Genomic DNA, 26,755 nt, shown 5'->3' with positions numbered 1-26,755 from the left:
GCCCCTCAGGGCTCAATAAGATTCCTGTTGAAGTTTCTAATTGACTACAAAGTTGAGTAAGCGAGGTAGTAGCGATTTGTTGATTTAACCATACACACAAAGATAAAAAATGGTGTCCATAACACTTCCGTTTTCGTTTCATTCCGCCTGCTTCTATAGCTAATTGATTCAATGCAGCGGGAGACATATACCGATACAACTCTTCGGCAAATAAAGACAACTCTTGTTTTTGACGCATATTCATAAAAAGCACGTCACCCTTTCTCATTAACATAAGAGAATAGTAACGTGCTTTTAACTTTAAGAATAGCCTAAATGCTTAAGTTGATGGATGTGGGGTAGCACCACATGCCCATCAAGCTAATATTTTGAAATACCCCCAAAATGAAAATTTATCTCTTCATCGTTGTCCGTGGGAATTCAGCTCATTTTTTTCGTTTTGGGGAACAATGAATTTCTAAGCTTGATGGATATGGGGTCCTGCCGACATTTCGCGGATTTTATACACTAAGAAACAACCAACAGCCCTTTTGGGACTGTTGGTTGACATAAGATTCGGGAAGCGGAAGTAAATTTTCCTTATTCCTCACCTTCGTGTTCGCCGCGCAGAAAAAATAAAGGAAGTCTATGTACAAATTGATACAAATCTAACAACCAAATTTTACTTATTTATTATGTGTATTCAAAAAAGTAAGCATAGCATTTGTTATCTCCCTCGCTTCAGTACCTGCAGAAGGAACTCCGATCAGCTTTGTTACATCACTGTGAGAAATATTGGTATATCCGTAGAACGATGCTTCATTTCGGTTCTGCTTTACAATGTCAATAAAGCGAAGAGTAGAAGTGTTTTGTTTGCTCGTGACAAAAAAAGAAGGCGGAAGCTGCTGGTGTCCTGCGTATGTGATCGGGGAAGCCATAGCCCACTCTTCTTTGTTCTCTCCAAATACTTTTTTGTAGGATGGAAATCTTTGTATAAAGGATTCGAGATCAACAGGCCCGTCTAAATCTACGAGTGAGTGGATAATACCGGCTGGTAAGTTGCTGGCTTGTAAATACTTAGGATTCGTACCGATAAGCATAATAAGATGGCCTCCGGCGGAATGTCCCATTAGGTTAATCCGCTCTTGGTCTAGATTATATTTATCAGCGTTTTCGTATACCCAACGAAGGGCTGTTACAACATCCTGAGCCATTTCTTCGTATGAAGCTTTCGGATGCAGGCGATAGTTCACCGATATGAACGCGTAACCATTTTTAGCAAAAAACGCAGGCTTAGCCGATACATTCTCTTTACCGCCTCCTGACCATCCGCCCCCGTGCACGTAGAGGATTACAGGTATATTCGTTCCTTTGGGAGTATACAGGTCTAGTGCTTGCCCATCTTCTCCGTATGTAATATTAGATATTGTCTTATATTGCTTTCTATCTATCGGAAGGAAATAATACCAAGTGACAGCTATCATCAGAAGGAAAGCAGCCAGTACATATACATTTTTTCTTTTTAGTCTCAATCTTAATTTCTCCTCTATGGTTCTGAAAAATGAATGCCAGGGCGCAACAATTTTGCGCTCTGGCATTTTTGGAATCAGAAAACATGTAATTTAGCTATACACAATTTCGTGCTCTTCGCGTTTCTCATACAGTTCCCAATATTTCTCTGTGATTAATTCAGGCGCAAAGTGAGTACCCGGAGCGACGTTTCCGGCAATTATTAGAAAAATTTATTAGCAATTCTATTTAGCGACAAGACTGCTATTTTTGTAGAAATCCCATTTTACTCAATTACTTTGAACCAGCCTGGAGAGGATTGAATTACATTCCAAAGTTTTTCCGGAATGTCAAGTTCCTCTACCTTTGAAGCTTTCAAGACCGGCTCAATTTCATCTTCTCGTCCATTATCAACCATTTCAACCCAATTTGAATTTATAATTAACGCCCTATTCTAGTAAGAAAGAATGAAGCGCTGAAATACTTATCCTTCTTGCTAAATGAAAAGTTACAGTGCAGCCTCCACTACCCAATACAATGCATGTTGGATTAGTTCCAAATATTATAAATTCCGCAAAGCATCTGCTATAGGAGTTTTGCCATCGCTCATTGTTATGACTTTACCAATGGCAGCTGGCTCTTGCAAACTTTGGACTAAAGTATCAACTACATTTTCTATAGAGTTTTCAGCAGGATAATCAATATTGACATTAATTTTTCCAGATCCAGGGGTTTCTTTTAAAACTCCGGGCTGTAATATTGTATAGTCTAGCTTTGTATTATTTATAAGCCACTGATCAGCAAAATGTTTGGCAATATTATAGTCCGTTATATCTTTTAGAAAAGACTCATTCCATTTGTCTTGATCTAGAGAAAAAACTGAACTGAGCATGATAAATCTCTTTATGTTCTTGTTCTCAGCGGCGCGCATAACTTTAACAGCACCATTCAAGTCAATCTTCAATAAATCTTTTCCCCTAGAACCAGCCACAAAGAAAATTGCTTCTGCATCATACATCTTTTCAGCCATTTCCTTAGGACTAGCTAATAAATCAAAATGAACATAACGAACATTGCTCGAATTACTAGCAAGGTTATCTCTTCTTGCTCCTGCGTAAACGAAATGTCCGTTTTTAACTAGTTTATCAACAAGGCACGATCCTACTCGACCATTAGCGCCTACTACTAACACCTTCATAAAAAACCTCCTAAAAAATTAGTTCTAATCAGAACCTATAGTATAGTGAATAATTCAATCAAAGGCCTAACTTTAGCTTACTTTCTCAGAAGACACCACTTTTTCTTCCTTTCGGACCATGGGTGTCCACATAATTTTGATCTATTTCTTTTTCAATAGCGTGGTGTAAAAGTCCATGAATCATCGACGCCACTTCCGCCGATAAACACGTCAATAAGAAAAACTAAATCAGAACGACAAACCCGTTTACCCTACATCAAGTAAGGTTGAACGGGTTCGTTTTTTCTGATGGGAATCTGCTTTTTAGGAATGCCGGTGGAATAGTTTCGAAATCACTTTCCATTCACCGTCTATTTTAAGTAATTGATGAAAGTCAGTGTACGTAGCACCATGCGCATTCTCTAAAGCTATACGAGCTGATGCGACTGTGCCTTCAACATCTAGGATATCAATCCTTGCTTGAAGATTTTGCGCGGACCCCGCTTGATCAACAAAATCATATAAATTTTGAATAGATCCTTCGACTAGACCATCAACTTCAAATCCATACATAATCGCATCTTTATGGAAAGCTGGTTTCATTACTTCGCTTTTACCCGAAGTAACTCCATCAACATACTTATTAATTGCTTCAATAATTTGGTCATGATCTTTTATTGTTGCTTTACTCATTTTTCCTAAATCCTCCTTTAGTAGATGTTAAGTTATTATCTGAAACACTGCTTTTACAATTTCCAAACCAAATAATTATTATCTCTTTAACTTAAAGAATACTAATGATATCATGGTCAGACCATCGTAGGTACATACTTACCCCACTAAGTTTAAACAACACTGTAAAACCCGAAGCTCATTATTTCAGATTTTTATTTCATTCTTATGGAGATGATCAAGCATGGCCAATCGGTCAAGCAGATTCCTTTGCTTTAGTAATCAGAACTACTCCTTTGTAATTATTTAATTACCACTCTTGAGCAGTAGGTGTAACAATAACATCATTAATCATCACGTCAGCAGGCTTATTAACAACAAAACCAATTGTTTCAGCGACATGCTGTACGTCTATAGCAATCTTGTTCAACTCTTCAAGTACTGGTTTTACATCTTCATCCGTAACTGCATCCTGCCATTTAGTTGCAATTACACCTGGTGATACTAAAACTGCTTGAATATTATGTTTTACGGATACCTCTTTACGTAAGCTTTCTGTAATGGCTCTTACAGCATACTTGGTAGAACTATACACGCCGTGACCTGCTCCGATAGCATGACCTGCAATCGAACCTACATTAATAATTTGGCCACTTCCTTGTTTTTTCATATGAGGCAGCACTGCAGCTATTCCATACAGTACTCCTTTAATATTAAGGTTGATCATTTTTTCCCACTCTTCTACGTGTGCATTATCCCACATAGAAAACAACATGTAACCTGCGCTATTAATTAGCGTATCTATGCGTCCAAATTTATCCAGTGTAAAATCCACCAAAGATTGGACTTCTTCGTTGACAGTGACGTCTGTTACCTTATAAAGGGCAGTGCCTCCTTCATTTTTAATACGTTCTGATAAATCTTTTAGCTTGTCTTCATTTCTTGCTGCTAGTACCACTGATGCACCATGCTTTGCAAGATAAATTGCTGTCGCTTCACCGATACCACTTGAAGCACCAGTAATGATAATTACTTTATTTTCGATATATGACATATCTGATACACCTCCAAAGAATTAACGATATACTAAAATTTAGTAGTTAATTGAATTTAAACTTTTTTAAAAACCAGTTGAATACTGTTTTGGTACAGCAGTCTCTTTTTTCAGTTTAGCTGCAGCTTCTAATGCCCAATGAGGGTTTCTTAACATACCTCTTCCGACAGCTACAAGGTCTGCATCCTCATTTCCTATCACAGCGTTTGCCAATGCAGGATCATCCAATCTTCCAACTGCAATAACTGGAACATTAAGAGCTTGCTTAATATCTCTTGCAAGTGGTACTTGATAAGCAGCATGAGTACCAGGTTTTCCCCAAGCAGCAATAGGTCCTTCTCCACCTGAAGAGATGTCAAAAATATCTATTCCTGCTTTTTGATATTCTTTAGCGAATTCGATACTTTCGTTAATTCCATACCCGCCTTCTACGTATTCTTTAGCAGATATACGCATCATTAACGGCATATCTTCTGGTATCTCTTCTTTGGCTGCTTGAATAATTTCTCTTCCAAACTTAGTTAAATCCTTTCCATACTCATCCTCTCTTTTGTTTGTTAAAGGAGAATGGAATTGATGAATTAAATATCCATGAGCGCCATGGATTTCAATGGCGTCAAATCCTGCTTTTACAGCGCGCTGTACGGCCATGCGAAACTTTTCTACTAATTCTTTCACTTCATCTGTTGAAAGAGCTCTAGGTGTTTTTGAATTTTCATCAAACGGAATAGCTGAAGGAGCAACTGGCACATCAGCATCTTCTGCTTTACGTCCGGCGTGGGCAATTTGAATACCAACTTTCGCTCCATATCGGTGGCATGCCTCTACAATTCTTGCTAAAGCAGGGATTTGTTCGTCTGACCATAACCCTAAGTCATAGTCTGAAATGCGGCCATCAGGCTCTACATCTGTCATTTCAATCATAATAAAACCAGCTCCGCCTATAGCGCGGCTTACATAGTGCATATAGTGCCAGTCAGTAGCTACTCCATCTTTTTTTTCAACTGAATACTGACACATTGGAGACATCACAATACGGTTTTTCACCTCCATTCCTTTTAACTTATAAGAACTAAATAAATGCTCCATCATAAAAACTCCTTTTTAGTTAAAAATAATCAAGTTAATGCTGTAAAAATATATGATTTTTTCATGAATTTTTACAGCATTATACTTTAAATACATGCGCATGCATATAATTTAACGTCATTTCTTTCATCGCATTCATCTATATATTTTAGTACACTTAAAACATATGGATCCTACAATCGATAATTGCATGCTCATGCATATAATTATCGATTGTTCTTTCTTCTTTGTCAACTTATAAATTGATACCATATATTTATAGGATAAATACTATAGTGCACTTAAAACATATAGATCCTACAACCCACAAATGCATGCGCGCGCATATAATTTACCATTATTCTTTCTTCTTTGTCAACTTATAAATTGATAACGCGTATTTATAAGATAAATACTTTACGAAGATTTTTATAAAAAATAGCCCAAGTAGATTTTACTGGGCTAAGGAAGTAACAACTCATTCCTATCTAAATAAATAGAAGTAACTGCTTTTACTTAAATAAAACAAACATAGGAGGTCACATTATAATTTCTGCATTAAAGATTGTAACTCACGTTGAAGATTTCCTTTTGAAAAACAAGATTGCAGAATATTATGAAAAGTATCTAAGGCTCTCTGTAGTTTTTCTTCTCCTAACGTAGTTAAAGATGTGTAGATACCTCTACGGTCTTCTTCACATATATGTCTTTGTAAAGCTCCACAACTTTTTGCTTCAAGTCTGCCTACCAGCCTTGATATAGCACTTTGACTTAACCCGACCATTTCTTGTAATTGCTGTAACCTTAAGCTTTTATCGCTTGTTTGAGATAAAAAGTAAAGAACGTAAAACTCTTTTAACGATAGGTTATGATTTTTTTGCAAAGCACTTTCTAGCTCATTGATAATGCTCATTTGAATATTAGTAATGGATAGCCAATTATCTAAAAGTTCATTTTCTTGGTTGGTTTTCATACACATTCCACCTGTTCTAGACTATATAATATAGCATTCTAATCAGATTAGAATACATATAGATATGATACTCAAAACCATATTATATAATACTTCATTAACAATTGATTATACCAAAGTAAAGTTTGAATAGTCAATAAAGTAACAAGCGTCACTAATTTTGGAGCATTCGTAGGTATGCGTTAAAGTGCGATTTAATGCGAAATTGAATTTATCCTATAAGGGGGGCAATACATCCCCTCTCTTGTAGAGGACAGAATTATCCTCTCATTAAATACACTTTAAATTACCAAGCAGTTGAAAATGTTCTTGGCTAATTGCAAGCCATAAACAGGCTAATAATTCCAATCACCACGACAATACCTCATATGACATTTGAAGTTTTTGCACCAGAACCACAACATGCCCTCTGACATTTTGGCATATTTGCCGTTTGCGAAAACCAATTTGGCACGCCTTTCAAATTCCTCCGAAACAATCAATGATGTTTTCCGATCTGGTTGTCTTTGAACAACGAATCTCTTCTTCTGACCAAATGTAGTCAAAATACTCAGAGTCCGCCTTGCCTTCCCCCAATTTCAAGGCTTCTTCCAAGGAGGTTGCCTTTGTCTTCTCATTTTACCTCTTACAATTATTTATTGTGATAATGAGGCAGCAGCAAAGAAAATTGTTTGGATCGGCATCATCGGTTTACTGCTTTCCTTCTTCATTAAACGTGTTTCGCAAGCCTCCGAGGAAGAGTCCGATGTAAAGTTGGTCAAAGAAGCCTGAGAAAGCACCGTGAGCAGGTTGGTCAAGCCGCCATTTTGCAGACAATGAAAAACCTGTTTTGCAAAATTGCGCCATTAAAATATTGTTTCGCTTATTTAAATAGATCATAAGGAGTGATTGTTATGAGTTCAATTGACCAAACCATCCTTTTGCACGAAATCTCGAAGCTCAAATCCAAGCAAGCGCAATGGGAACCTTATGCCTGGTACAAAGAGGTGAGGGAGAACAACTCTGTCTTTTACGATACCGAGCAGGATGTCTGGAATGTGTTTTCGTATGAACATGCCAAGCGTGTGCTGTTTGACCACCAGTTATTCTCCAACAAAAAAGAACGAAGCTTGGTTACCGTTCCCAGAATGGATAATCGAAGCAACGTCAATTTCGTCGATCCGCCGGAGCATCGGAACAGGCGCGCCCTGTTAGCCAAAGCGTTCACTCCCCGCGCCCTCGAAGTGTGGGAGCCTCGAATCCAAGCCGTTGTAAACGAATTGATTATGGGCATCGAGGATCTGACGACCATAGATGTCGTGGAGAAGCTGGCGATCCCACTTCCGGTGACTGTCATCGCGGATTTGCTCGGCGTCCCTTCCAAAGATTGGGCGAGGATTAAATTCTGGTCGGATATCATCTTCCTCCCGTATGCCAAAGACACTTACGACGACATTGCCGCCCAGAAAGCACAAGTCATGAAGGAATTTTATGAGTACTTGTATCCCATCGTGCTGGAGAAACGGAAGCACCCTGTCGATGACATTATCTCCGACTTGACCAAAGCCGAGCTGGAGGGTGAAAAATTGACGGATGAAGAAGTGGTCATGTCTGCCATCGGATTACTCGGTGCGGGAAATGAAACGACGACGACACTTATTTCCAATGTGTTTTATTCCATGCTTTTTGACAAGCCGGGTGTTTATCAGGAAGTGCGAGCCGACCTGTCATTGGTTCCCAACTTGATTGAGGAAGTGCTGCGTTTCCGCTTTCCGGCTCCCATGGATCGAAAGGTGACTCAGGATACCGATGTCTTCGGGCACCCGATGAAGCAGGGGCAGATGGTTGTGGCTTGGATCGGCGCCGCGAATCGGGATGAAGCTCAGTTCGCCCATGCCGAAGAGTTCGATATCCACCGCCCAAATAATCAACACCATCTCACATTCGGGGCCGGTCCGCATTTCTGTTTGGGTGCCCCGCTTGCCCGCATGGAAGCGCGTATCGCGCTCGCCTCCTTTGTGAAACGTTTCGCCAATATCGAGCCGGCTCCGGGCTTTGAGTTGACCGAACATTTGACCGATTCGGCATTGGGCCAATCTCTCAAGAGCCTCCCGATTCGATTAGCTTAGACCATATTAAGTATGAAAAATCATCCGGAATGATGAAAAGGAAGAGGCGAAGGGAGCAGGTTCATAACCTGCTCCCTTTACCTGAACGTCCTCAATGTAAAGCTGTTTAGAACGGATTGAAATTGTTCCTCTGCCTTCGCGAGAATCATTGAAATCATCTTCTCAGTGCCGGTTTTAGCGGATTAACGTTACATTTCTACCGCCATTGTGGCAAGATTCACGCCGTCAATTTAAGTGATTGGTAATACTTTCGCACAACTAATGGGATTTCTATGACATTTTAAGATGAAATCATTCAGTCTCAAATATCATCATTTTTGAGATTAAATAAATCCCTTGGAGTAGTAAAATCAACGTTTTTCCGTGTCGAATGTAGTGTAGCTCTTTCCGAAGACATATTTAATAAATCTATCTCCCGGAAAGAGCTGTTTTTGCTGTTTTGAGATTCAAATTTCACTTTTCACCCTCATTGAAAGGACAAGGGGATAGTGTATAGATTTTGTATACTCGTTATTCATCTTCCGAATCCATGTCACTCCAAGCCCGATTTAGCCAGTTCGTATTGCTGTTGTCAGCTTGAATGATTGATGTATCTCGTGTTTCAATAGCTCGTGCCAGTTGCTGAAAAAACGGAATATCACTCGGCATTTGGCCGCCGCTTACATCTGGGTGTTCCCACTGCTCGGTTTGATAGAATAAATCCATCTCTGGGTTCGCACCTATTTCTGTTAACAGGTCTTGGTTCGAAAGCCACAGGCGATTCTTACATTTAAAACTCAAATAACGAGCCAGCTTTGTCATTGTAAACGGCTCTATTTCGATTCCCGCCTGTCTATATTCTTCTGTCGGAAATATCTCTACTAACTGTTGCAGGATTAGTAGTCTCATATGTAAAGGATGTACAAAAAAAATCCCCTTCATCGTCATACCACCATTCATCACCTTCCAAGCAAACTAGATGGATCCCTTGAATTCTCTATCATACTCTTTTATAACAAAAGGAATCGTTCCTTTTTCAGAGATATGTTCTGTATATTTAATAAAACATAACCACTGATGCAAGTGAAATTTCAAGATAATCTGTTAGCTGAAGTCAATACAGCGGGTACTTTACATCCTTAAATTGAGTATCATCTGAAAATAGGTGAGAAAATGTAATTTCCTTGCATTTAAAATTTATTTCTATCTTATCTGTCCTACGTACAGCAATTGAAATCATTTCACCATCCATCGGATGAAAAGTATAGTACAGATAATTTTCATCCATTATTCTTTCTCCGTGAACAGGCACCGCAAATGACAACGGCGGAAGTGAAAATCCTTTTCCAATCGCTTTCATTACAGCTTCTTTACGTGTCCAAACTCTGTAAAACGCCTCCACTTTCTTTACAAAGGATTCCTCTGCTTCAACAAGCATTTGCTCCTGAGGCACAAAGACTACTGGCATTACATCTAGAGGATTTTTGGTGATACTCTCGACATCAATACCTGCCTCGTCAAAAGAAGAAATCACGCAGGTAACAATTCTTTTCGAATGTGACAAGTTAAAAAATATTGGACCCTTTTTCATTTCATTGACGTACTTTGGATGTAAATATAATTTTCCAAATTGATTCTTCTCAAAAACAACCCTCTTTGGTTGGATCTCCAACATCTGCCCAAGTATTTTTTTTAACAGCAATCTTCCAGAGTAAAATTCAATTTTCTTTTGATCTACTAGATACCGTTCATAAGTGATTCTTTCTTCTTTATCTAATATATCTAAATCCAATATCCATTCTGATAAGTTTATCTCCTCAGGGATTTGTACCCAGTATACGTTTAGTGTTGACTCTACCTTCATTTCATTCACATCCACCCCTAATTGAGTACCAATCACTTATTCCTCCCATTGATAATACAACTTGATCCCCCCATCCATATTCTCTGTTGGGCCTTTGTCCTTCCAGGGATGGGGAGAGTATTGCAGAAACACTGGATTTCTCACGAATATGGTGTAATACACAATCCAATTAACTGGACTGAGCGATCTTAACACCCATCTCTTTCCCTTATACCACTTGACTTTGTTGTTGTTCTAACTTTTTTGTAATGCTCATAAACGGGATATGTACTACAATTTTCAGTAGCATACCAATCCCAAAGAAAATAACAGCATATAATAATGAATCTAAGCTAAATAAATAACCAAAAATCTGAAATCCAAACAATCTTCCTAATCCGTTTAATACCATCATTCCCGCTCCATATCGGCCAAATAGTTCTTTCGGAACCACCGTTTGATAAAATGAAGCAAAAAAGACCAGATAAAAACTAAATGCCAGGAAAAGCAGGAAACTAATCAGGCCAAAAAATAACACAGGATAATGTACATTTTCTTTTAATATCTGTATAAAATTCGGATTACCTAAAAGTAATAACGGAATAACAGGTATGCACATGCCTAGGATACCAATTCCAATATTGTTGGCTACTCCAAATTTCTTCATAGGGGGCACAATCAAGATTGCAAGGATCGACCCAATTGTGGAAATGCTTTCTACGATACCATAGTCTGTTCCCTTACCGCCGAGTACCGTTACAATGATATAAGGAAAGCCAAGTAAGATAAACGGATACATAAAAAAGTGAGTTAAAAATGCATTGCAAACAATTGAAGTTAATCGTTTATCTATAAAAAACACTTTAAATCCATCCCACACATCTTTAAACAAACTCATCCGTCTAACTATCGCATTCTCCGCCTTGGGGATTACCATAAAGAAGATTGCTAGAGCGGAGATTAAAAAAGTAAATCCGTTAAACAATAAGGCCGGTCCTATTCCTACCAAGCTGTATACTAGGGTTCCAAGGAAAGGAGCAAGGATTTTCATTGTTTCGTTAATCGTTTTTTCAAATGAATTGGCATCAATTAGCTCTTTTTCTTTTACTACACTAGGTAGCAAAGATATAAATACAGGTCCATAACAGATTTCACAAGTTGATATAAATAATACAGTGAAATAGATAAGAGGCATGGTGATCGTCTCAGTTAAACTAAAGACAAATAAACTAATACAAAGCAGACCCCGTAATACATCTAGTATAATCATCCATTTTTTTTTGTTAAATCGATCCGCCAACGCTCCAGCAATTGGACCTACGATGAGATACGGAACCATCCCTAGTGTTAAGACAGATGCAAATTTCTCCGCTGATCCAGTTAGTTTCAAAACATATAGTGCGAGTGCTGCATTCAAAAAGAAGGTGCCAAATAAAGATGTTGCTTCCGAAATAATTAATAACGCAAAATTACGTTGTTTAAATAATGAGAAATTCATTTTTTCCATCGTCCTCCTTCCGCTACAACAACGAAGTGACTAGACAAGCTCTTTACTTCCTGCCTATCCCACTGATCGGGCAATCCATAAAGAACTGTCTTAGTCCTTATCGTGTGTATTGATATATTAAGTAAAGTACGAAATTACTTTTCCCTTACGTGTTACTCGGTGCAAGCTGCTCCACCAAAGATTGGACGACTTGCACATATTGTTGCATCATTTCTAGTATTTTCACTTTGTTTAAACGAGTATTGTACATACACTCCACATACAGATGCGTCGGGTGCTCATGGAGCACAAGAAGCAAGTCACACTTCTCTGCGAATCGCATTTCTAAAGCAGAAGCACTTCTGCGCATAAATCCAGGGAGCAAAGCATTTTCATCCTTCACTATTTTCATATACCCTAGATCAATTAATGGATAGTTCAGGGAGACCGCTGCTTTTAACTGTGTTTGTACGATTTTGAACAGGTCTGAAATCTGTTCAATCTTACTTAGATCGATGGTTACTAAATTGACCTTATCGCTCCAATCCATAATCGTTGGAACCGTTATTTGATCTTGCTCAGTTAGCTCCGCTTGCAGATAGAGGAATAAAGCAAGCATTAACTCAGATTGATGAAGCTGCATATTTTCGGCAATCCCTTGTATGGATGCAAACATTTCACCCCCAATGGTGAAATCCAATGTACCATCAGATAATCCTTTGTCCATAGCAAAGTATTCTTCAGGATATGGAATTGCTTCTACGCTAGGTTTTTGATCTTGAAATGTAGTTTGACGAATATACTCTGCTAATTTTGAAATCGATGGGTAAGCAAACAAATCCGTCACGGTCACATTTATATACATTGGTTCAATGAGACTATGCATCTGGATCAATGACATCGAGTTTCCGCCAATATCAAAGAAGTTATAATGCGTTCCCACACCCTTAATCCCCAACACCTGCTCCCAGATCTGAACTAAATCTTGTTCTACTTGATCCAATGGGGTTGTATGCTCCACTTCCAAACTTGTTATTCCTTCGACTTCAGGTAAGGCGCGCCGGTCAACTTTCCCGTTTTGTGTAAGTGGGATCTGATCCAATACCGCAAATTGTGCTGGAATCATATAGTCAGGTACTTTCTTTGCCAAATAATCTCGTAGCGCGGTAAGTGTAAGTTCTTCCTCTGTGACGATATAGGCAATAAGCGATTGACTATCCTTACAGATGACCGCCGCTTGATGAATCGACGGGTGAAGAAGTAAATGGCTTTCGATTTCCTCAAGTTCTACCCGATACCCTCGAATTTTCACCTGATGATCAGCACGACCAAGGAATTCTACTCTTCGATCTGGCAGTAACCGTACAATATCCCCGGTACGATAGATTCGCTCTCCATCCACAAAAGGATTGGTTATAAATCTCTCTTCAGTCAGATCTGGCCGATGGAGGTAGCCTCTCGCCAATCCTGCTCCTGAGATAAACAATTCACCAGGTACACCTACAGGTACAGCCTGAAGCTCTGAATCTAAAACGTATACTTTATTATTGTTAATCGGCTTTCCAACAGGTATATTGCTTCGATCTACTAATTGTTCTGGATCTACAAATCCTGCAATTGCACCAACGCAGGTTTCTGTCGGTCCATAATGATTAATTACCTGAACATACGGATACGTTTGAAGGAAGCCTCTCATTTCCTCTGCATGCATCGGTTCACCACCTAGTACCACTAATCGCAAGGTTTCACATGTTTTACGCCAATGACCGGAAGATGCATGTAACATCATGCGGAATAGTGATGGTGTCCCTTTGATAAAACTAATTTGATGATCACTCAAGTATGCTAATAACGCTTCTGGAATTCGTACCAAATCTTTATCAGCAATATGAAGCTCACATCTATTTAATATAGATGAATACAAACTAGTATAGCCAAGGTCAAATGCATATGAGGAAAGTAGAATTGTACGATCATTAGCAGTTAACTTTGCCATCCCAGTAAACCAAGTAACGTAATTGACCATACTCCGATGCTCAAGCATCACGCCTTTTGGGTTACCCGTGCTACCGGATGTATAAATTACATACATCAAATCATCTGGCTGATTCACACTCTCCGGATTCGTTTTTGGCTGTTTCGTTAGCGAATGATCATGGATATCTACAACCTTACCTTTGTAATCGACTTGATCTAGCAACCCGGTTTGTGTAATCAACACATGTGCACCGCTATTGTCTAATAAATAGCTGACTCGTTCCGATGGGAGCTCCGGGTCCACTGGGACATAAGCCCCGCCCGCTTTTAAGATTCCTAGAATTCCGACAATCACTTCAACAGATCTCTCTACCATCAGTCCCACGATTGTATTGGCAGTTACACCCTGGTGACGAAGTTGCCAAGCCAACTGATTAGCTCGTTCATTTACTTGAAGGTATGTTAAGCTAACTTCACGATGAACAACAGCGATCTTATTTGGTGTTTTACGCACCTGTTCTTCGAATAACTGATGAATGGTCCGATCAGTCGGCGCCACTGCCTCAGTTTTATTGAAGTCGAAGAGAATCTGTTGTCTCTCTATTTCCGTTAACATTTCGATACCCGCCAAGCTCTTCTCCGGCTGGGCTATGATGGATTGAAGAATTCGCTGGTAGTGCGAAGCCATCTGTTCCATAGTTTCTTTTGTAAACAACCCAGTTGAATATTGGAAAGTAAACTGGAGCTGTTCATCGATTTCTTGTGCATATAAACTAAGATCGAACTTAGCTAACGGATAAGGTGTCTCATAAGGCATAAAACTGATTTCACATGTGCTGCTTTGTGGAATATCAGGGTACTCCATCGAAAACATTACATCAAATAACGGATTTCTACTGAGATCCCTTTTTACTTTTAATTGATCAACCAAATACTCGAATGGGTAATCCTGATGGCTATACGCCTCTAATGCTTTCGATTTCACCTCTTCTACATACTGTAAAAAGGTCTTATCACTGCGAGGATTCGTACGAATAGCCAAGGTATTAATAAGCATTCCAACCACATTCTCTACATCTGCGTGTGTTCGGCCAGCGATTGGCGTGCCAATGACCACATCGTCTTGGCGGCTATATTTTGCCAGTAGCACTTTAAAAGCTGCCAATAGTACCATATAGTTCGTCGTACCAGTATATTCGGTTAGTTTCCTTAAACCAGCAATCACAGAAGAATCTACAACAAACGATACTGAATCCCCATCGTATTTTTTTACTGTAGGACGCTGGAAATCTGTTGGCAATTGGAGAATTGGAATCTCTCCTGCAAATTGGTTCACCCAATAGTTTTCTTGCTGCTTCATCGTTTCTGATTGCAATAACTGATTATGCCAGGATGCATAATCTTTATATTGTATTCTTTGCTCCTTTAACTCTCGTCCTTCATATAAATCCATAAGCTCACGAAGGATTACTCCAATCGAGGCTTCATCCGAAATAATATGATGCATATTCATTACCAGGATGAAATCCTTTTTCGTACGTTCCAAAACTGTTGCTTGAAAGAGCGGAGCATGTTTCAAGTCAAACGATTTGCTTACCAGCTGTTGTAACCAACCCACTTCAGCTTCAGATGAAACTGGAATGAAATCGACTGTGCGTGGAACAGGCGGATGGACCTTCTGCACAACTTCCCCCTTGACTAGCTCGAAGCTGGTGCGTAAGGATTCATGTCGTTCTATCAACATGTTCCAACTTTCTTGGAATCGCTTCTGATCTAAATTCCCCATGATCCGAATGGCAATAGGAATGTTATACAGCAGTTTGTTATCTACAATCTTATCCAAAGTAAACATTCGTCTCTGTGCAGAAGATGCTATGTAGTACTCCTGTTGCTCGACTACTGGAATTGACTGGTGCTGCAGTTTTTCCGCTTGCATCACAAACTGGGCTAATCTCTCCACTGTTTGATACGTAAAGATATCTTTAATCTCGATTTCCACTTGTAATTCTTGGCGCAACTTACTGACAAGAATGGTTGCTTTCAATGAATGGCCACCCAATGAAAAGAACGATTCTCGAATACTAACATGTTCCAGGCCCAATACTTTTTGCCATACCTTAGCTATTTTGGTTTCCCACTCATTACGTGGTGCGATAAACTCCTCTTCAAGATAATCCCCATCTTGCGGTGCTGGTAATTGTTTTCGATCCACTTTGCCATGCGCTGTCAGCGGGATTTGTTCAAGTTGTATGAAATAGCTTGGAATCATAAAATCAGGTAATGATTCAGCTACATACTCACGCAGCTCAGACACAGATAATGGTTCCGATCCAATCACATAGGCACACAGGTATTTCTCATGTTGATCTTCTCTCGCGATGACTACGGCTTCTTTTACTTTCTCTAGTTGTAATAATTTGTACTCGATCTCGCTAACCTCTACTCGATAACCGCGGATTTTTACCTGCTGATCGATTCGTCCAAGAAACTCCAGAGTACCATCAGGGAGCCATCGAACTAGATCACCTGTTTTATATATTTTTTCGCCTGTTTGGAACGGGCTCTCAATAAACTTCTCTTTCGTCATTTCAGGTTGATTGAAATATCCTCTCGCAACACCTTCTCCTCCAACCCATAGTTCACCAGGTACTCCAACCGGACGCAGTAATTCTGTCTTTGGATCAACGACATAAGCCGTCGAGTGGCGCAGTGGCTTACCAATTGGAAGGGATGAATCAAAATCGCGATTCACATGATATGTTGTAGAAAACGTCGTATTTTCGGTTGGTCCATAAGAATGGATCACCTTAAGTTGTGGACAATGTTTTCTTACTAAATTCACATGACTTGTGGATACAACATCTCCACCTACCAATAACGTCTGTACAGCGGAGAACATCTCTGGATTCTCTTGTGACAATTGACTAAACAAAGGAGATACTAGATGAACGATGTCAATTTGATTGTCCACTAACTCACGCTCGAGCTTTTTGGGATCAAGCAGTTTCTCTTTATCTAGCAAATGTAGAGTTAACCCATTTAATAGTGATCCCCAAATTTCTAATGTAGAGATATCAAAGGCAAAGTTTCCTGTCATCAGCAAACGATAACCTGGCAAAAAGTCAATAAAGTCTTGATTGATGACGAGTCGAACCACGTTGCTATGCTCAACCATCACACCTTTTGGCTTTCCTGTCGAACCCGATGTATAAATGATATACGCCAAATCTGATGGATCATTCACATCTGCCAAATTATGCGGATTCCCATTCTCTCCTGATATATGACACAAATCAATGACTTCACCTGTATAATGGAAGACTTGGAAGCTCTCGATCCATTCTTGCTTTGTTAATAGCAAGGATGCTTTACTATCCTCAAGTAAATATTCAATCCTCTCTGCCGGGTACTCTGGATCGATTGGCAGGTAAGTCCCCCCTGCTTTTAAAATGGCTAGCGTCCCAACAGCCATCTCAATTGAGCGTTCCACCATAATCCCTACAATGGATTCTCGTACAACCCCTTTTGCACGTAACATATGGGCAATTCGATTTGCTTCTTCATTTAACTCTTGGTAAGTCAGTTGTTTTCCTTCGTAAACAACTGCGATTTGATCAGGAGTTTTTGCTGCTTGTTCCTCAAACCATTGATGGATGGTTTTGGATCGTAATACAGCCAACTCATTCTCTGACTCTGGTTGGTTAAATATAGTTACAATCTGATTTCTTTCCACCTCCGTCAATAAGTCCTGTTCTTCATAACGTGCCATAGAATTTTGGATGATAGACTCCAATGCCTTCTGATAATAGCTGGACATCAAAGCAATTTGTTCTTCACAGAACTGTGTCTGATCCCATTGAATTAAAAATTGCAGATGATCTAACTGATCTAACATAAACTCAGTTGACAACGCAAAGTTGTTATAGGTTCTCTCTGTGAACTCCAGTACTTGGAAATCATCCAATTCCTGTAATGAATCAAGCACATGGAAATGGGTAAAGTTAAAAATTACTTCATATAATGGTTTCCCACCCAAGTCTTGCTGAATTTGTGCCAAAGGATAACGGCGATATTGTAAATAGGATTGTTCTTGTTTAAAAATTTGATAGATGAAATCAGTCCAAGTTTCACCGGACAATTTAACCCCAAACGGCAACGCATTGAGAAAAAGCCCCAGCGTTCTTTCGCCATCATGACCTTCCGTTCGTCCATTGAACGGCACACCCGTAATGACCTCCGACTGTCCGTTCACCATCTGTAGCACACGGAAATGAGCAGCAAGCAAAATGCTTTTCAATGGTACTTTCATCTGACTAGCAAGCTGTTTTAACGAGTCAGATACAGCTACCGGAATCTCAACTCTCTTTTCACGTACTTGGTGTTGCTGCTCCGTTTTAGAATTATGCCAACGAGGAATCTCATGGAATGAGTATGATGATAATTGTTCTTTCCAAAATCGTTGGTGTTCCTCAGACTGCAATGCCTCTCCTTCCATAGCAACATAATCACGGAATTCGGCTTGTGGTGCCTGCCAATTTTTCTCCTCGTGATTCATGAAAGTAACATAAAGGCGGAATACCTCAGCAAATAAGGATGCCACACTCCATCCATCTAAAATCGCATGGTGTTCAATACAGGTGAACTGAAATGTATCCTTAGTACGAAGATGAATAACGATTTTAAACAACGGAGCATTTGTCCAATCAAAATAAGCAATTTCTTTCTTTTCCTTCCAGTCGGCCAACCATTTTTCTTGTTGCGATGAAGACAAATGACGTAGATCAATCACTTCAAAAGGAATGGCCACATTTTCATGTACCAACTGTAAAGGCTGGCTATAGCTGGTTAAATCAAACGATGTCCGTAATACTGGATGATCGTTCATTAAACTAGCAACTGCTTGCTCCCATGCTTGTGGATGGAATAGAGCCTTTAGATGGTACGAAGAAACATTGAGATAAGTCATGGAATCTTGATGATAATTACTGTGAAATAGCATCCCCTCTTGGAGTTTGGTCAGCGGATATGCATCAACAACCCCCGAAGGCAAACTGGTGCGATCCTCATCCGTAATCAGCTGGAATGGCGCAGTTACAGGTAGATGATCTTCAGTAACTTTGGAATCTTCAATCATCTGAGCCAATTCTCTAATTGTCTGGAAACGGAATAGATCTTGCACCGTCAATGGATAACCCAGTTTACGTACTTCACCCAAAATTCGAATGCTTAAAATTGAGTCTCCACCTACTTCAAAGAAATTATCATCTACTCCAACCGTTTGAACCTGTAGCACATGCTCCCAGATCAAAACTAATTTCTCTTCTATATCAGTGCGAGGAGCAACGTGGATTCTTGAAGCATTCGTAAAATTAGGTGCTGGTAAAGCAGGATAATCCACTTTTCCATTATGGTTGAGTGGGATAATGCTTACTTCGACAAAGGCCGCTGGAATCATATAATCAGGCAATCGCTCATGTAAATAACTACGCAGACTATCCGTCAGATCAGATGATTCATCCTTTTCTAATACCACATAAGCTACTATCCGTTTCCCAGCCTGTTTATCCTCTTTCACTGTTGCAACTGTCTCACGAATACTTGGATGTTGTACCAAGGTCGACTCAATTTCTCCCAGCTCGATCCGGAAACCGCGAATTTTCACTTGATGATCAATTCGTCCATGGTATTCTAGCTCACCCCCAGGCAAGTAACGGGCTAAATCCCCTGTCTTATATAGCCGATCCCCAGCTTCATTAGTGATAAATCGCTCTGCTGTTAACTCAGGTCGCAGCAAGTACCCACGTGTGACACCTGCTCCACTTACATACATTTCACCTACTACACCCGTCGGTACAGACTGTAAATGCTTATCCAATACGTAAACTTGTAAATCAGGAATCGGGATACCAATTACACTTCCTTTTCCTGCTTCAAGATCCGCTGAGGTAATCGGACGATAGGTAACATGGACCGTGGTTTCAGTGATCCCGTACATATTAACCAGCTGCGGCGTTTGATCCCCATATAACTCAAACCAAGGGCGCAGGCACTGCAGTTCTAGTGCTTCACCACCAAAGATTACATAGCGTAATGCTAACTTCCGGCCCGATGGATCTGTTTTGGCCATTTCAATCAATTGTCGGAAAGCGGATGGCGTTTGGTTTAATATTGTCACCTGTTCCCGTTGAAGTAATTGATAAAAATCTTCCGGTGAACGACTGATCCAGAATGGAACAACAACTAATTTTCCACCGTACAACAGAGCTCCCCAGATCTCCCACACTGAAAAATCAAATGCATACGAATGATAAAGTGTCCACACATCATGTTCTGTAAAATCATACCAATCTCCCGTAGCGGTAAACAGGCGCGTTACATTTCCATGGTCTACCAATACGCCTTTAGGCTTACCTGTTGTCCCTGAAGTGTAGATGACATAGGCTAATTGGCGTGCAGACACCGGCAGCTCTAGATTACACTTGCTTTGCTGACTAATCTTCTCCCAATCCGTATCAAGATGAACCTGTGTCACTGCCAGCGAGGGAAAACTTTGACTCACTTCGCTCTGGGTCAATAATACTTTGACCTGTGAATCCTCTAAGATAAATTGTAATCGATCAGATGGAATTTTCGGATCTAGTGGAACGTAAGCTCCCCCTGCTTTTAAAGTACCTATAATCGCAACAATCATATCCAAAGAACGTTCCACACAAATCCCCACAAGGGAATCTGCATTTATCCCTCGTTGTACCAACTCATGGGCCAATTGATTCGCTCTTTCATTGAGTTCTTGATAGGTATATTGTTTTTCCTCACAGACAACAGCAACTGCATGAGGGGTACTGGCCACTTGTTGTTCAAATAATTGATGAATCGCATGTTCTGTATCAAAACAACGCGTATTTTGCTTCATTTGGGCGATGTCTTGTGCTTTTTCCTCCGCTGTGACCATCTGTAAACAAGTTAGCAATTGATCTGGAGTTTCCGTTCCATGCTGAAGCAATTGTTCAAAATGACGAGCCATACGCTGAATTGTTTCTTTATGATATAAATCTGTATTATATTCAAAAGAGCATGCTAATCCATTCGCCTCTTCTACTATGGTCAAAGTCAAATCAAACTTCGCCGTGTGATTATGAAGTGGAACCGGGGTGCAGGTAACACCTGGGAATTCCCATGCCGTAACAGGAGTATTTTGTAGGACAAACATCACTTGAAATAGAGGTGGATGTGCCACACTCCGCTCAACCTGCAATTCATCGACCACTTTGTCCAACGGGACATCTTGATGATCGTATGCATCTAACGTCACATGACGAATATGATTCACTAATTGTCTAAATGACCACCCTTCTCCAATTTGGCTCCGCAGCGCTAACGTATTAGCCACAAAACCAATCAAATCTTCCATTCCAGCTTGATTACGGTTGGCGATTGGAGTCCCAACCACGAGATCATCCTGCCCTGAGTAGCGATACAGCAGCGTTTGATACGCCGCGAATAAAGTCATGAATAACGTAACACCTTCATCTTTACTAAAACTTGATACGGTCTCTGTCAGCTCCTGACAAATAGAAAAGAAATAAGAAGCTCCTCGATAGGATTGCACTGCTGGTCGAGGTCTATCTGTTGGCAATTGCAAGATTGCTGGGCTGCCTTGCAATTGCTGCTTCCAGTAAGCGATCTGATCGGCCATTTCACCTGACTCAAATCTATCTCTTTGCCATTCTGCAAAATCTGCATATTGAATCGATGGTTCAGATATACTCATAGGTTGGTTTTCAACAAAATCACGATACAATTCCAGCCATTCTTTTATAAAAATAGCCATTGACCAGCCATCTGTAATACTATGATGCATGGTAATTACTAAGAAATGCTCATCCTCTGATACTTGCAGGAGGTATCCACGAAGCAAAGAATCGTTTTGTAAATCAAACAACCGGCTGGATTCTGCCCTAGCCCATTCTTGAATCCAACTTTCTTGATCAATGCCGGATGAAGGATCGATGAGAGCGACTGGCAGAGAAATCGTTCGTTCGGGAGCAATCACTTGAACCAGTTGATTCTGTTCCATACGAAATGAAGTTCTAAGTGATTCATGCCGATTAACAATGACCTGCAGACTTTTTTCCAATGCATTTCTATCTAAAGTACCTTGCATATGAATCAGATACGGTAGATTGTATAATGGACTATCAGGAGCCATTTCATAGAAAAACCATTGGCTTTGTTGGGCATACGATGCTGGAAAAACATAATATTGTTCAGGATCCGTTACATCCTGCTGTTTCATTTGTTGGTTTTGTTCGCTCATTTTTTGCTACTCCTTATCCTTGAAGATTACGCGCCACTCGTTTTCGAGGGGCGATGATATTAGAAGTTGTTTTGATCATTCCTTGCTTCTGTGCTTCTGTAATTACTTGTGCCTGCTCGGCAATAGTTGTTGCTTCAAATACCTTTCTCTGAGTCAAATCAACTTGAAACTCCGAACGCATCCTCACAAGGATTTGTGCTGCTAAAATCGATTGACCACCTACATCCAAGAAATGATCCGCTACTCCCACAGATTCTAACTGTAAAATGTCACACCAAATCATGACCAATTTCTCTTCAATTTCATTTCGTGGAGCAACATAAGATCCTTGCATAATCTCTGGCTGAGGTAGGGCTTGACGATCGATTTTTCCATTAGCCGTTAATGGGATTTGTTCGAGTGGCATAAAAATTGACGGAACCATATATTCAGGTAGTTTTTGCTGTAAATACACCCTTAAACCCCTTATGATTTTCGAATATTCCGACTTATCAAATTCTATTTCGCTTTGCGTCGTAAAGTATGCGACTAATCGTACATCAGTCGAGTTAAATTCCTTAACAACTACTACGGCTTCATACACATCAGGATGTTTCATTAAAGTTGATTCAATATCCCCTAGCTCAACCCGAAATCCTCTTATTTTTACTTGGTGATCCATTCGACCCAAGTACTCTAGGTTGCCATCTTCCACATATCGAACCAAGTCACCTGTACGATATAATCGTTCATTTGGTTGGTCGCTAAATACATTGGGAATAAATTTTTCTTTCGTAAGTTCTTCTCGATTTAAATATCCACGCGCTAAGCCAGCTCCACCCAAATACAACTCTCCTGGCACTCCAATCGGAACAGGCTGCAAGTGTTGATCCAGTACATAAGCTTGTGTATTATGAATTGGACGACCGATAAAAACAGGTAGATCCAGCCCTCGTTCTACACAAATGTATGTAGAATACGTTGTATCTTCTGAAGGCCCATATAGATTGATTACCTTCTCAACCGTTTCTACTTCATAGATTTGTTCAACAAGTGCACGCTTTAATGGTTCACCACATAAATTCACCGTACGCACTGTAGCAGGAATTCCCTTCATCCTCACCAATTCTCTGATTGCTGAAGGTACTGTATTGATTAATGTTACCTCACTAGCTGCTGGCAGATGAGGGAGCTGTAAGGCATTCTCAGCTAAAATCAATTTTCCGCCCATACTCCAGGTGACAAACATTTCAAAAACAGATAGATCAAAATTGATTGAAGTAGAACCTAATACACCAGCGATTTCCTCCGCTGTATATACTTCTTGGGCCCATTGAATGAGAGCGATGACACTGCCATGCTCTACAGCAACTCCCTTCGGCTTACCAGTAGAGCCGGAAGTATAAACAACATACGCCAAATGATTTCCTGTAATAGGAACCAAAGTACGAGGAGTATGGCTACCTGCCTCCATAATTGCATCCCAATCTCGATCCATGTAAACAACTTCTATTTCATGCCCAACAAAAGATGCTGCCAATGACTCTTGTGTTAATAGTACTGGAGCTTTCGTATCTTCTAAAATATAGGAAAGCCGCTCCGTCGCATATGTAGGATCCAATGGAACATAGGCCCCCCCAGCCTTCAAAATCCCTAAGATTGCGACCGCCATGTCAATCGATCGATTCATATGAACCCCAATCAGGGCCTCAGAACCAATCTCTTTTTGTAATAAATAATTTGCTACTTGGTTCGCGCGTTGATCCAGTTCAGCATACGTTAGCCTTTCTTTACCATAAACGACAGCTACTGCATCTGGAGTCCGCTTTACTTGTGCTTCAAACCAATGTGGAATGCATGGATTTTGTGCCGGCTTCGTACTTGCACTGTTCCATTCAAATAGCATCTGCGTAAATTCTTGCTCGGTAAGCAGTGGAATTTTGTCGATTTTGGCTTGTGGTTGGTCCATATAACCTACGAATAACTGTTGCAAGTGTCCTAACATGCGTGTAATCGCGGTTTCTTCAAAAGAATCTTCATGATAGAGTAACGATGCTGTCCATTCTGTCCCAGTTCGCACAATTTCTAGCGTAACTATTTTTTCTTCTCGTAGATTGCCAAGAGAAGTAAGAGTGGAACCAGTAAACGCAGAAGCAGCTTCATCCCGCATAAAAAATCCAGCATGAAGAACGTCTGGTTCAATTATGCTCATTTCATTTGCTTGTAAAGAAGTTGATCCATCCAGTTGCTTTTGTAACAACTTATGAATCACTTTGACTTGGTCACGAAAAGAATTCATCTCTGGAAAATCAATGGATAACGGAATCACCTTGCCCTGATGTCCTTCCATCTCAATTCCAACAATAACCTGTTCCAGTCCCGTATATCGATAGAATAAGCTGACCCAAGTCGCCAACAAAGTAACTTGAATCTCTATTTGTTCTTTATGGCTAAACGAAATAAGCTTATCAACAAGCTCATTTGAAAAACGAAATGACTGGTATTGGCATTTCGTTAACATAATCTCTCTCCTCCGATCGGGTTTCGTATAGAATTTTTATAATCATGACATTGCCAGCCACGATGAAAATAAGCAGGGAAGCTGAGAGAATTACCTGTAGTAAATTGCTACTGTTTCGGTACGGCAGGTAATCTCCCAACCTCAAAGCTAATGATTCATACAGACTGTCAAATCATATTTATACCTACATATTCATGCGCTTTTTGATTCACTATATCCACCACTTCTTTTGCACAATCATTAAGGTAGAAGTGACCTCCTTTAAAAAATTGATAATCAATTTTTTTGGTTGTATATCGATTCCATTCTTCTAGATTGGTAACCAAATGATCCTGTTCTCCGTTCAATATTGATATATCGCAGTTTAACGGAATTATTTCATCTTCTGTTGGATAAGTTTCTACCGCTTTTATATCAGCCCGGATGATTGGTAGAAACAAGCTGATAAAACCTGGATCATTTAATAATTCCTTAGGAGTTCCTCCAAATTGCAAAATCTCTTTCTTTAACTCCTCATCAGACAATTGATATCGCATTTTTTTCGTCGGCTGATTCGGACTAGATCTCCCTGAGAAAAAAATATGCGATGGACTTTGATTTCCATTTTGCATTAACTTTTTTGAAAGTTCATATGCAATCAAACTCCCCATACTATGGCCAAACATCATATAAGGCTTTTGATCAATGTCATGCTGAATCATTGAAAATACATCTTCTACCATATCTGCTAAATTAGTTAATAAAGGCTGAGTGAACCGCTTCCCTCGCCCCGAAAGCTCAATTGGAACGAGTTCGATAGCTGCATCCACATACTTAGACCAACTATGATAGATTTGTGCTGTTCCCCCAGCAGAAGGAAAGCAATAAAGCCTTATTTTCCGCTCCATGTTCAGTCACTTCCTATTTGGACAAGATTACTAATCATTTTTTCTAGATATGCCTTTTCACCAATCGGGATAAACGAGTAATCCCTTCTTCAATCTTGTCATGATTGTTAAATGAAAAATTCAAACGGATTGATGAAGAAGCAATTTGTTTTTGATTCACGGCAAAGACATTGCCAGGGAAAAAGGTCACTTTCTCTGTAGAGATCGATTCTCTGAATAGTTCCATCGTGTTGATATATTCAGGAAAACGAACCCAGATAAACATCCCGCTTGCAGGAGCCGTCCATGATCCAAGCTCCCCCAGTTGGGCAGATAAATGTTCTAACATACAATTTCTCCGTGAACGGTATTCCTGGCGTAAACGAAGAAGATGATTAGCAAACTCGTCTTTTTGCAGAAAGTTAGCGGCAATCTGTTGAGTTAGCGTTGAGGTATTAATATCAGTTGCTTCCTTAACAATCGACAGCTTTTCAATGACTTCCTCGTTCGCAATGATCCATCCCAATCTCAAACCAGGTGCAAGAATCTTGGAAAATGATCCAACATAAAATACCCAATCGGATTGAAAGGACTTGATCGCTGGAATCTCAGTATCTTCATATGTTAAAAAACCATATGGATCGTCCTCGATAATGGGCACTTCATATTCCGCTGCCAGTTGAGCCAACCTTTGGCGTTTTTCTCTATTCAATGTATAACTGAGTGGATTATGACCATTAGGAACCACATACATACAAGCCGGACGTTCTTCTGTCTGCAATACCTTTTCTACCTGTTCCACATCAATCCCCTTTACCGGATCAGTTGGCACAGTTAACATCCGGGATTGAAAAGGTTCTAACACTTGCAGAAACCCAGTATAGGTTACTTCTTCGGATAACACAGTCTTGCCAGGATCAAGTAAGAGCCGTGCCAATAAATTAATTCCTTGCTGCGCCCCTGCAGTGAGAAAGATTTGTGATGTACTACATTGGACACCACGTTGACTCATCAACAGTTGAATTTGCTGCTTCAACAGTTCAGTCGGAGGAGCATACTGTAGAAGCTTCGATTGTTGGAGTAACACTTCATTGGCTGAACGTGCCAGATGTTCCGCCGGAAAATACTCTGCATTGGGTAATCCCAAACCAAAAGAGATATACTCCGGACCACTTGTTAGCTCAAGCATATCTTGTAATGCAGAACGCTTCGTAAATTGTGTCCAAGTTGCTAACTGCTGAGTCACA

At 40.0% G+C, this 26,755-nt stretch carries 16 protein-coding genes and 4 pseudogenes; 2 read left to right on the top strand and 18 right to left on the bottom strand.

Translation table 11 applies throughout. The features are described 5' to 3' along the window. From H540_RS32740 to H540_RS35020, 9 genes and pseudogenes are all read right to left on the bottom strand, one after another. A pseudogene (locus tag H540_RS32740) lies at positions 1 to 244 on the bottom strand (IS4 family transposase); the annotation flags it as partial. A 421-nt stretch (positions 245 to 665) separates the two neighbouring features. Then, the gene (locus H540_RS0126370; RefSeq protein ID WP_034671981.1) at positions 666 to 1,511 is read right to left on the bottom strand and encodes an alpha/beta hydrolase; all 846 of its coding nucleotides are present in this window, start codon (positions 1,509 to 1,511) and stop codon (positions 666 to 668) included. Positions 1,512 to 1,774: 263 nt separating this feature from the next. Further along, the gene (locus H540_RS35330; RefSeq protein ID WP_281172549.1) at positions 1,775 to 1,906 is read right to left on the bottom strand and encodes a hypothetical protein; all 132 of its coding nucleotides are present in this window, start codon (positions 1,904 to 1,906) and stop codon (positions 1,775 to 1,777) included. A gap of 144 nt (positions 1,907 to 2,050) precedes the next feature. Then, a complete protein-coding gene (locus H540_RS0126360; RefSeq protein WP_028403120.1) occupies positions 2,051 to 2,686 on the bottom strand; it encodes an NAD(P)H-binding protein in 636 nt (211 codons plus the stop codon). A gap of 303 nt (positions 2,687 to 2,989) precedes the next feature. Next, the gene (locus H540_RS0126355) at positions 2,990 to 3,358 is read right to left on the bottom strand and encodes a nuclear transport factor 2 family protein (RefSeq protein ID WP_028403119.1); all 369 of its coding nucleotides are present in this window, start codon (positions 3,356 to 3,358) and stop codon (positions 2,990 to 2,992) included. Positions 3,359 to 3,647: 289 nt separating this feature from the next. Then, complete coding sequence (locus H540_RS0126350; protein ID WP_028403118.1) at positions 3,648 to 4,391, bottom strand: SDR family oxidoreductase; 744 nt, start codon at positions 4,389 to 4,391, stop codon at positions 3,648 to 3,650. 66 nt (positions 4,392 to 4,457) lie between these two features. Continuing rightward, positions 4,458 to 5,480, bottom strand: a complete 1,023-nt coding sequence (locus H540_RS0126345) for an NADH:flavin oxidoreductase/NADH oxidase (protein WP_028403117.1) — start codon at positions 5,478 to 5,480, stop codon at positions 4,458 to 4,460. Between the two features lie 523 nt (positions 5,481 to 6,003). Continuing rightward, a complete protein-coding gene (locus H540_RS0126340) occupies positions 6,004 to 6,432 on the bottom strand; it encodes a MarR family winged helix-turn-helix transcriptional regulator (RefSeq protein ID WP_028403116.1) in 429 nt (142 codons plus the stop codon). Positions 6,433 to 7,122: 690 nt separating this feature from the next. Then, entirely contained in the window at positions 7,123 to 7,248 is a 126-nt protein-coding gene (locus H540_RS35020) for a hypothetical protein (protein WP_425388187.1), read from the bottom strand. A gap of 77 nt (positions 7,249 to 7,325) precedes the next feature. On the opposite strand from H540_RS35020, the gene H540_RS0126325 reads away from it, so the two are divergent. Beyond that, positions 7,326 to 8,540 (top strand): cytochrome P450, encoded by a 1,215-nt coding sequence (locus tag H540_RS0126325; RefSeq protein ID WP_028403114.1) that lies wholly within the window; start codon positions 7,326 to 7,328, stop codon positions 8,538 to 8,540. Positions 8,541 to 9,050: 510 nt separating this feature from the next. On the opposite strand, the gene H540_RS0126320 is transcribed toward H540_RS0126325, so the two are convergent. From H540_RS0126320 to H540_RS35775, 6 genes and pseudogenes are all read right to left on the bottom strand, one after another. After that, positions 9,051 to 9,461, bottom strand: a complete 411-nt coding sequence (locus H540_RS0126320; protein WP_051317291.1) for a DUF7003 family protein — start codon at positions 9,459 to 9,461, stop codon at positions 9,051 to 9,053. 172 nt (positions 9,462 to 9,633) lie between these two features. Next, positions 9,634 to 10,419, bottom strand: coding sequence for a 4'-phosphopantetheinyl transferase family protein (locus H540_RS0126315; RefSeq protein ID WP_028403112.1), 786 nt, complete (start codon positions 10,417 to 10,419; stop codon positions 9,634 to 9,636). Positions 10,420 to 10,591: 172 nt separating this feature from the next. After that, the gene (locus H540_RS0126310) at positions 10,592 to 11,869 is read right to left on the bottom strand and encodes an MFS transporter (protein WP_051317290.1); all 1,278 of its coding nucleotides are present in this window, start codon (positions 11,867 to 11,869) and stop codon (positions 10,592 to 10,594) included. Between the two features lie 145 nt (positions 11,870 to 12,014). After that, positions 12,015 to 15,941: pseudogene (locus H540_RS35785) on the bottom strand (non-ribosomal peptide synthetase); the annotation flags it as partial. Between the two features lie 108 nt (positions 15,942 to 16,049). Further along, positions 16,050 to 17,411 (bottom strand): annotated as a pseudogene (locus H540_RS35780) (amino acid adenylation domain-containing protein); the annotation flags it as partial. 141 nt (positions 17,412 to 17,552) lie between these two features. Next, a pseudogene (locus H540_RS35775) lies at positions 17,553 to 22,034 on the bottom strand (non-ribosomal peptide synthetase); the annotation flags it as partial. Between H540_RS35775 and H540_RS35015 the strand changes: the two are divergent. After that, complete coding sequence (locus H540_RS35015) at positions 22,016 to 22,165, top strand: hypothetical protein (protein WP_245592365.1); 150 nt, start codon at positions 22,016 to 22,018, stop codon at positions 22,163 to 22,165. The pseudogene H540_RS35775 and the gene H540_RS35015 overlap by 19 nt on opposite strands. Here H540_RS35015 and H540_RS30975 read toward each other — a convergent pair. The 3 genes from H540_RS30975 to H540_RS0126290 all read right to left on the bottom strand — a co-directional run bounded on the left by H540_RS30975 (position 22,156) and on the right by H540_RS0126290 (position 26,754). Then, the gene (locus H540_RS30975) at positions 22,156 to 24,642 is read right to left on the bottom strand and encodes a non-ribosomal peptide synthetase (protein ID WP_051317289.1); all 2,487 of its coding nucleotides are present in this window, start codon (positions 24,640 to 24,642) and stop codon (positions 22,156 to 22,158) included. The genes H540_RS35015 and H540_RS30975 overlap by 10 nt on opposite strands. A gap of 167 nt (positions 24,643 to 24,809) precedes the next feature. Beyond that, on the bottom strand, positions 24,810 to 25,529 hold the full coding sequence (locus H540_RS0126295) for a thioesterase II family protein (protein WP_028403109.1): 720 nt from the start codon (positions 25,527 to 25,529) through the stop codon (positions 24,810 to 24,812). A 43-nt stretch (positions 25,530 to 25,572) separates the two neighbouring features. Then, on the bottom strand, positions 25,573 to 26,754 hold the full coding sequence (locus tag H540_RS0126290) for an aminotransferase-like domain-containing protein (protein WP_051317288.1): 1,182 nt from the start codon (positions 26,752 to 26,754) through the stop codon (positions 25,573 to 25,575). Between the last annotated feature and the right edge of the window lies 1 nt (position 26,755).

Origin of the sequence: Ectobacillus panaciterrae DSM 19096 (genome assembly GCF_000430785.1) — a bacterium.
In the GTDB taxonomy this organism is placed as follows: domain Bacteria; phylum Bacillota; class Bacilli; order Bacillales; family Bacillaceae_G; genus Ectobacillus; species Ectobacillus panaciterrae.
The sequence above is the reverse complement of the archived record's forward strand: the minus strand, read 5'-3'. Positions and strand labels throughout refer to the sequence as shown.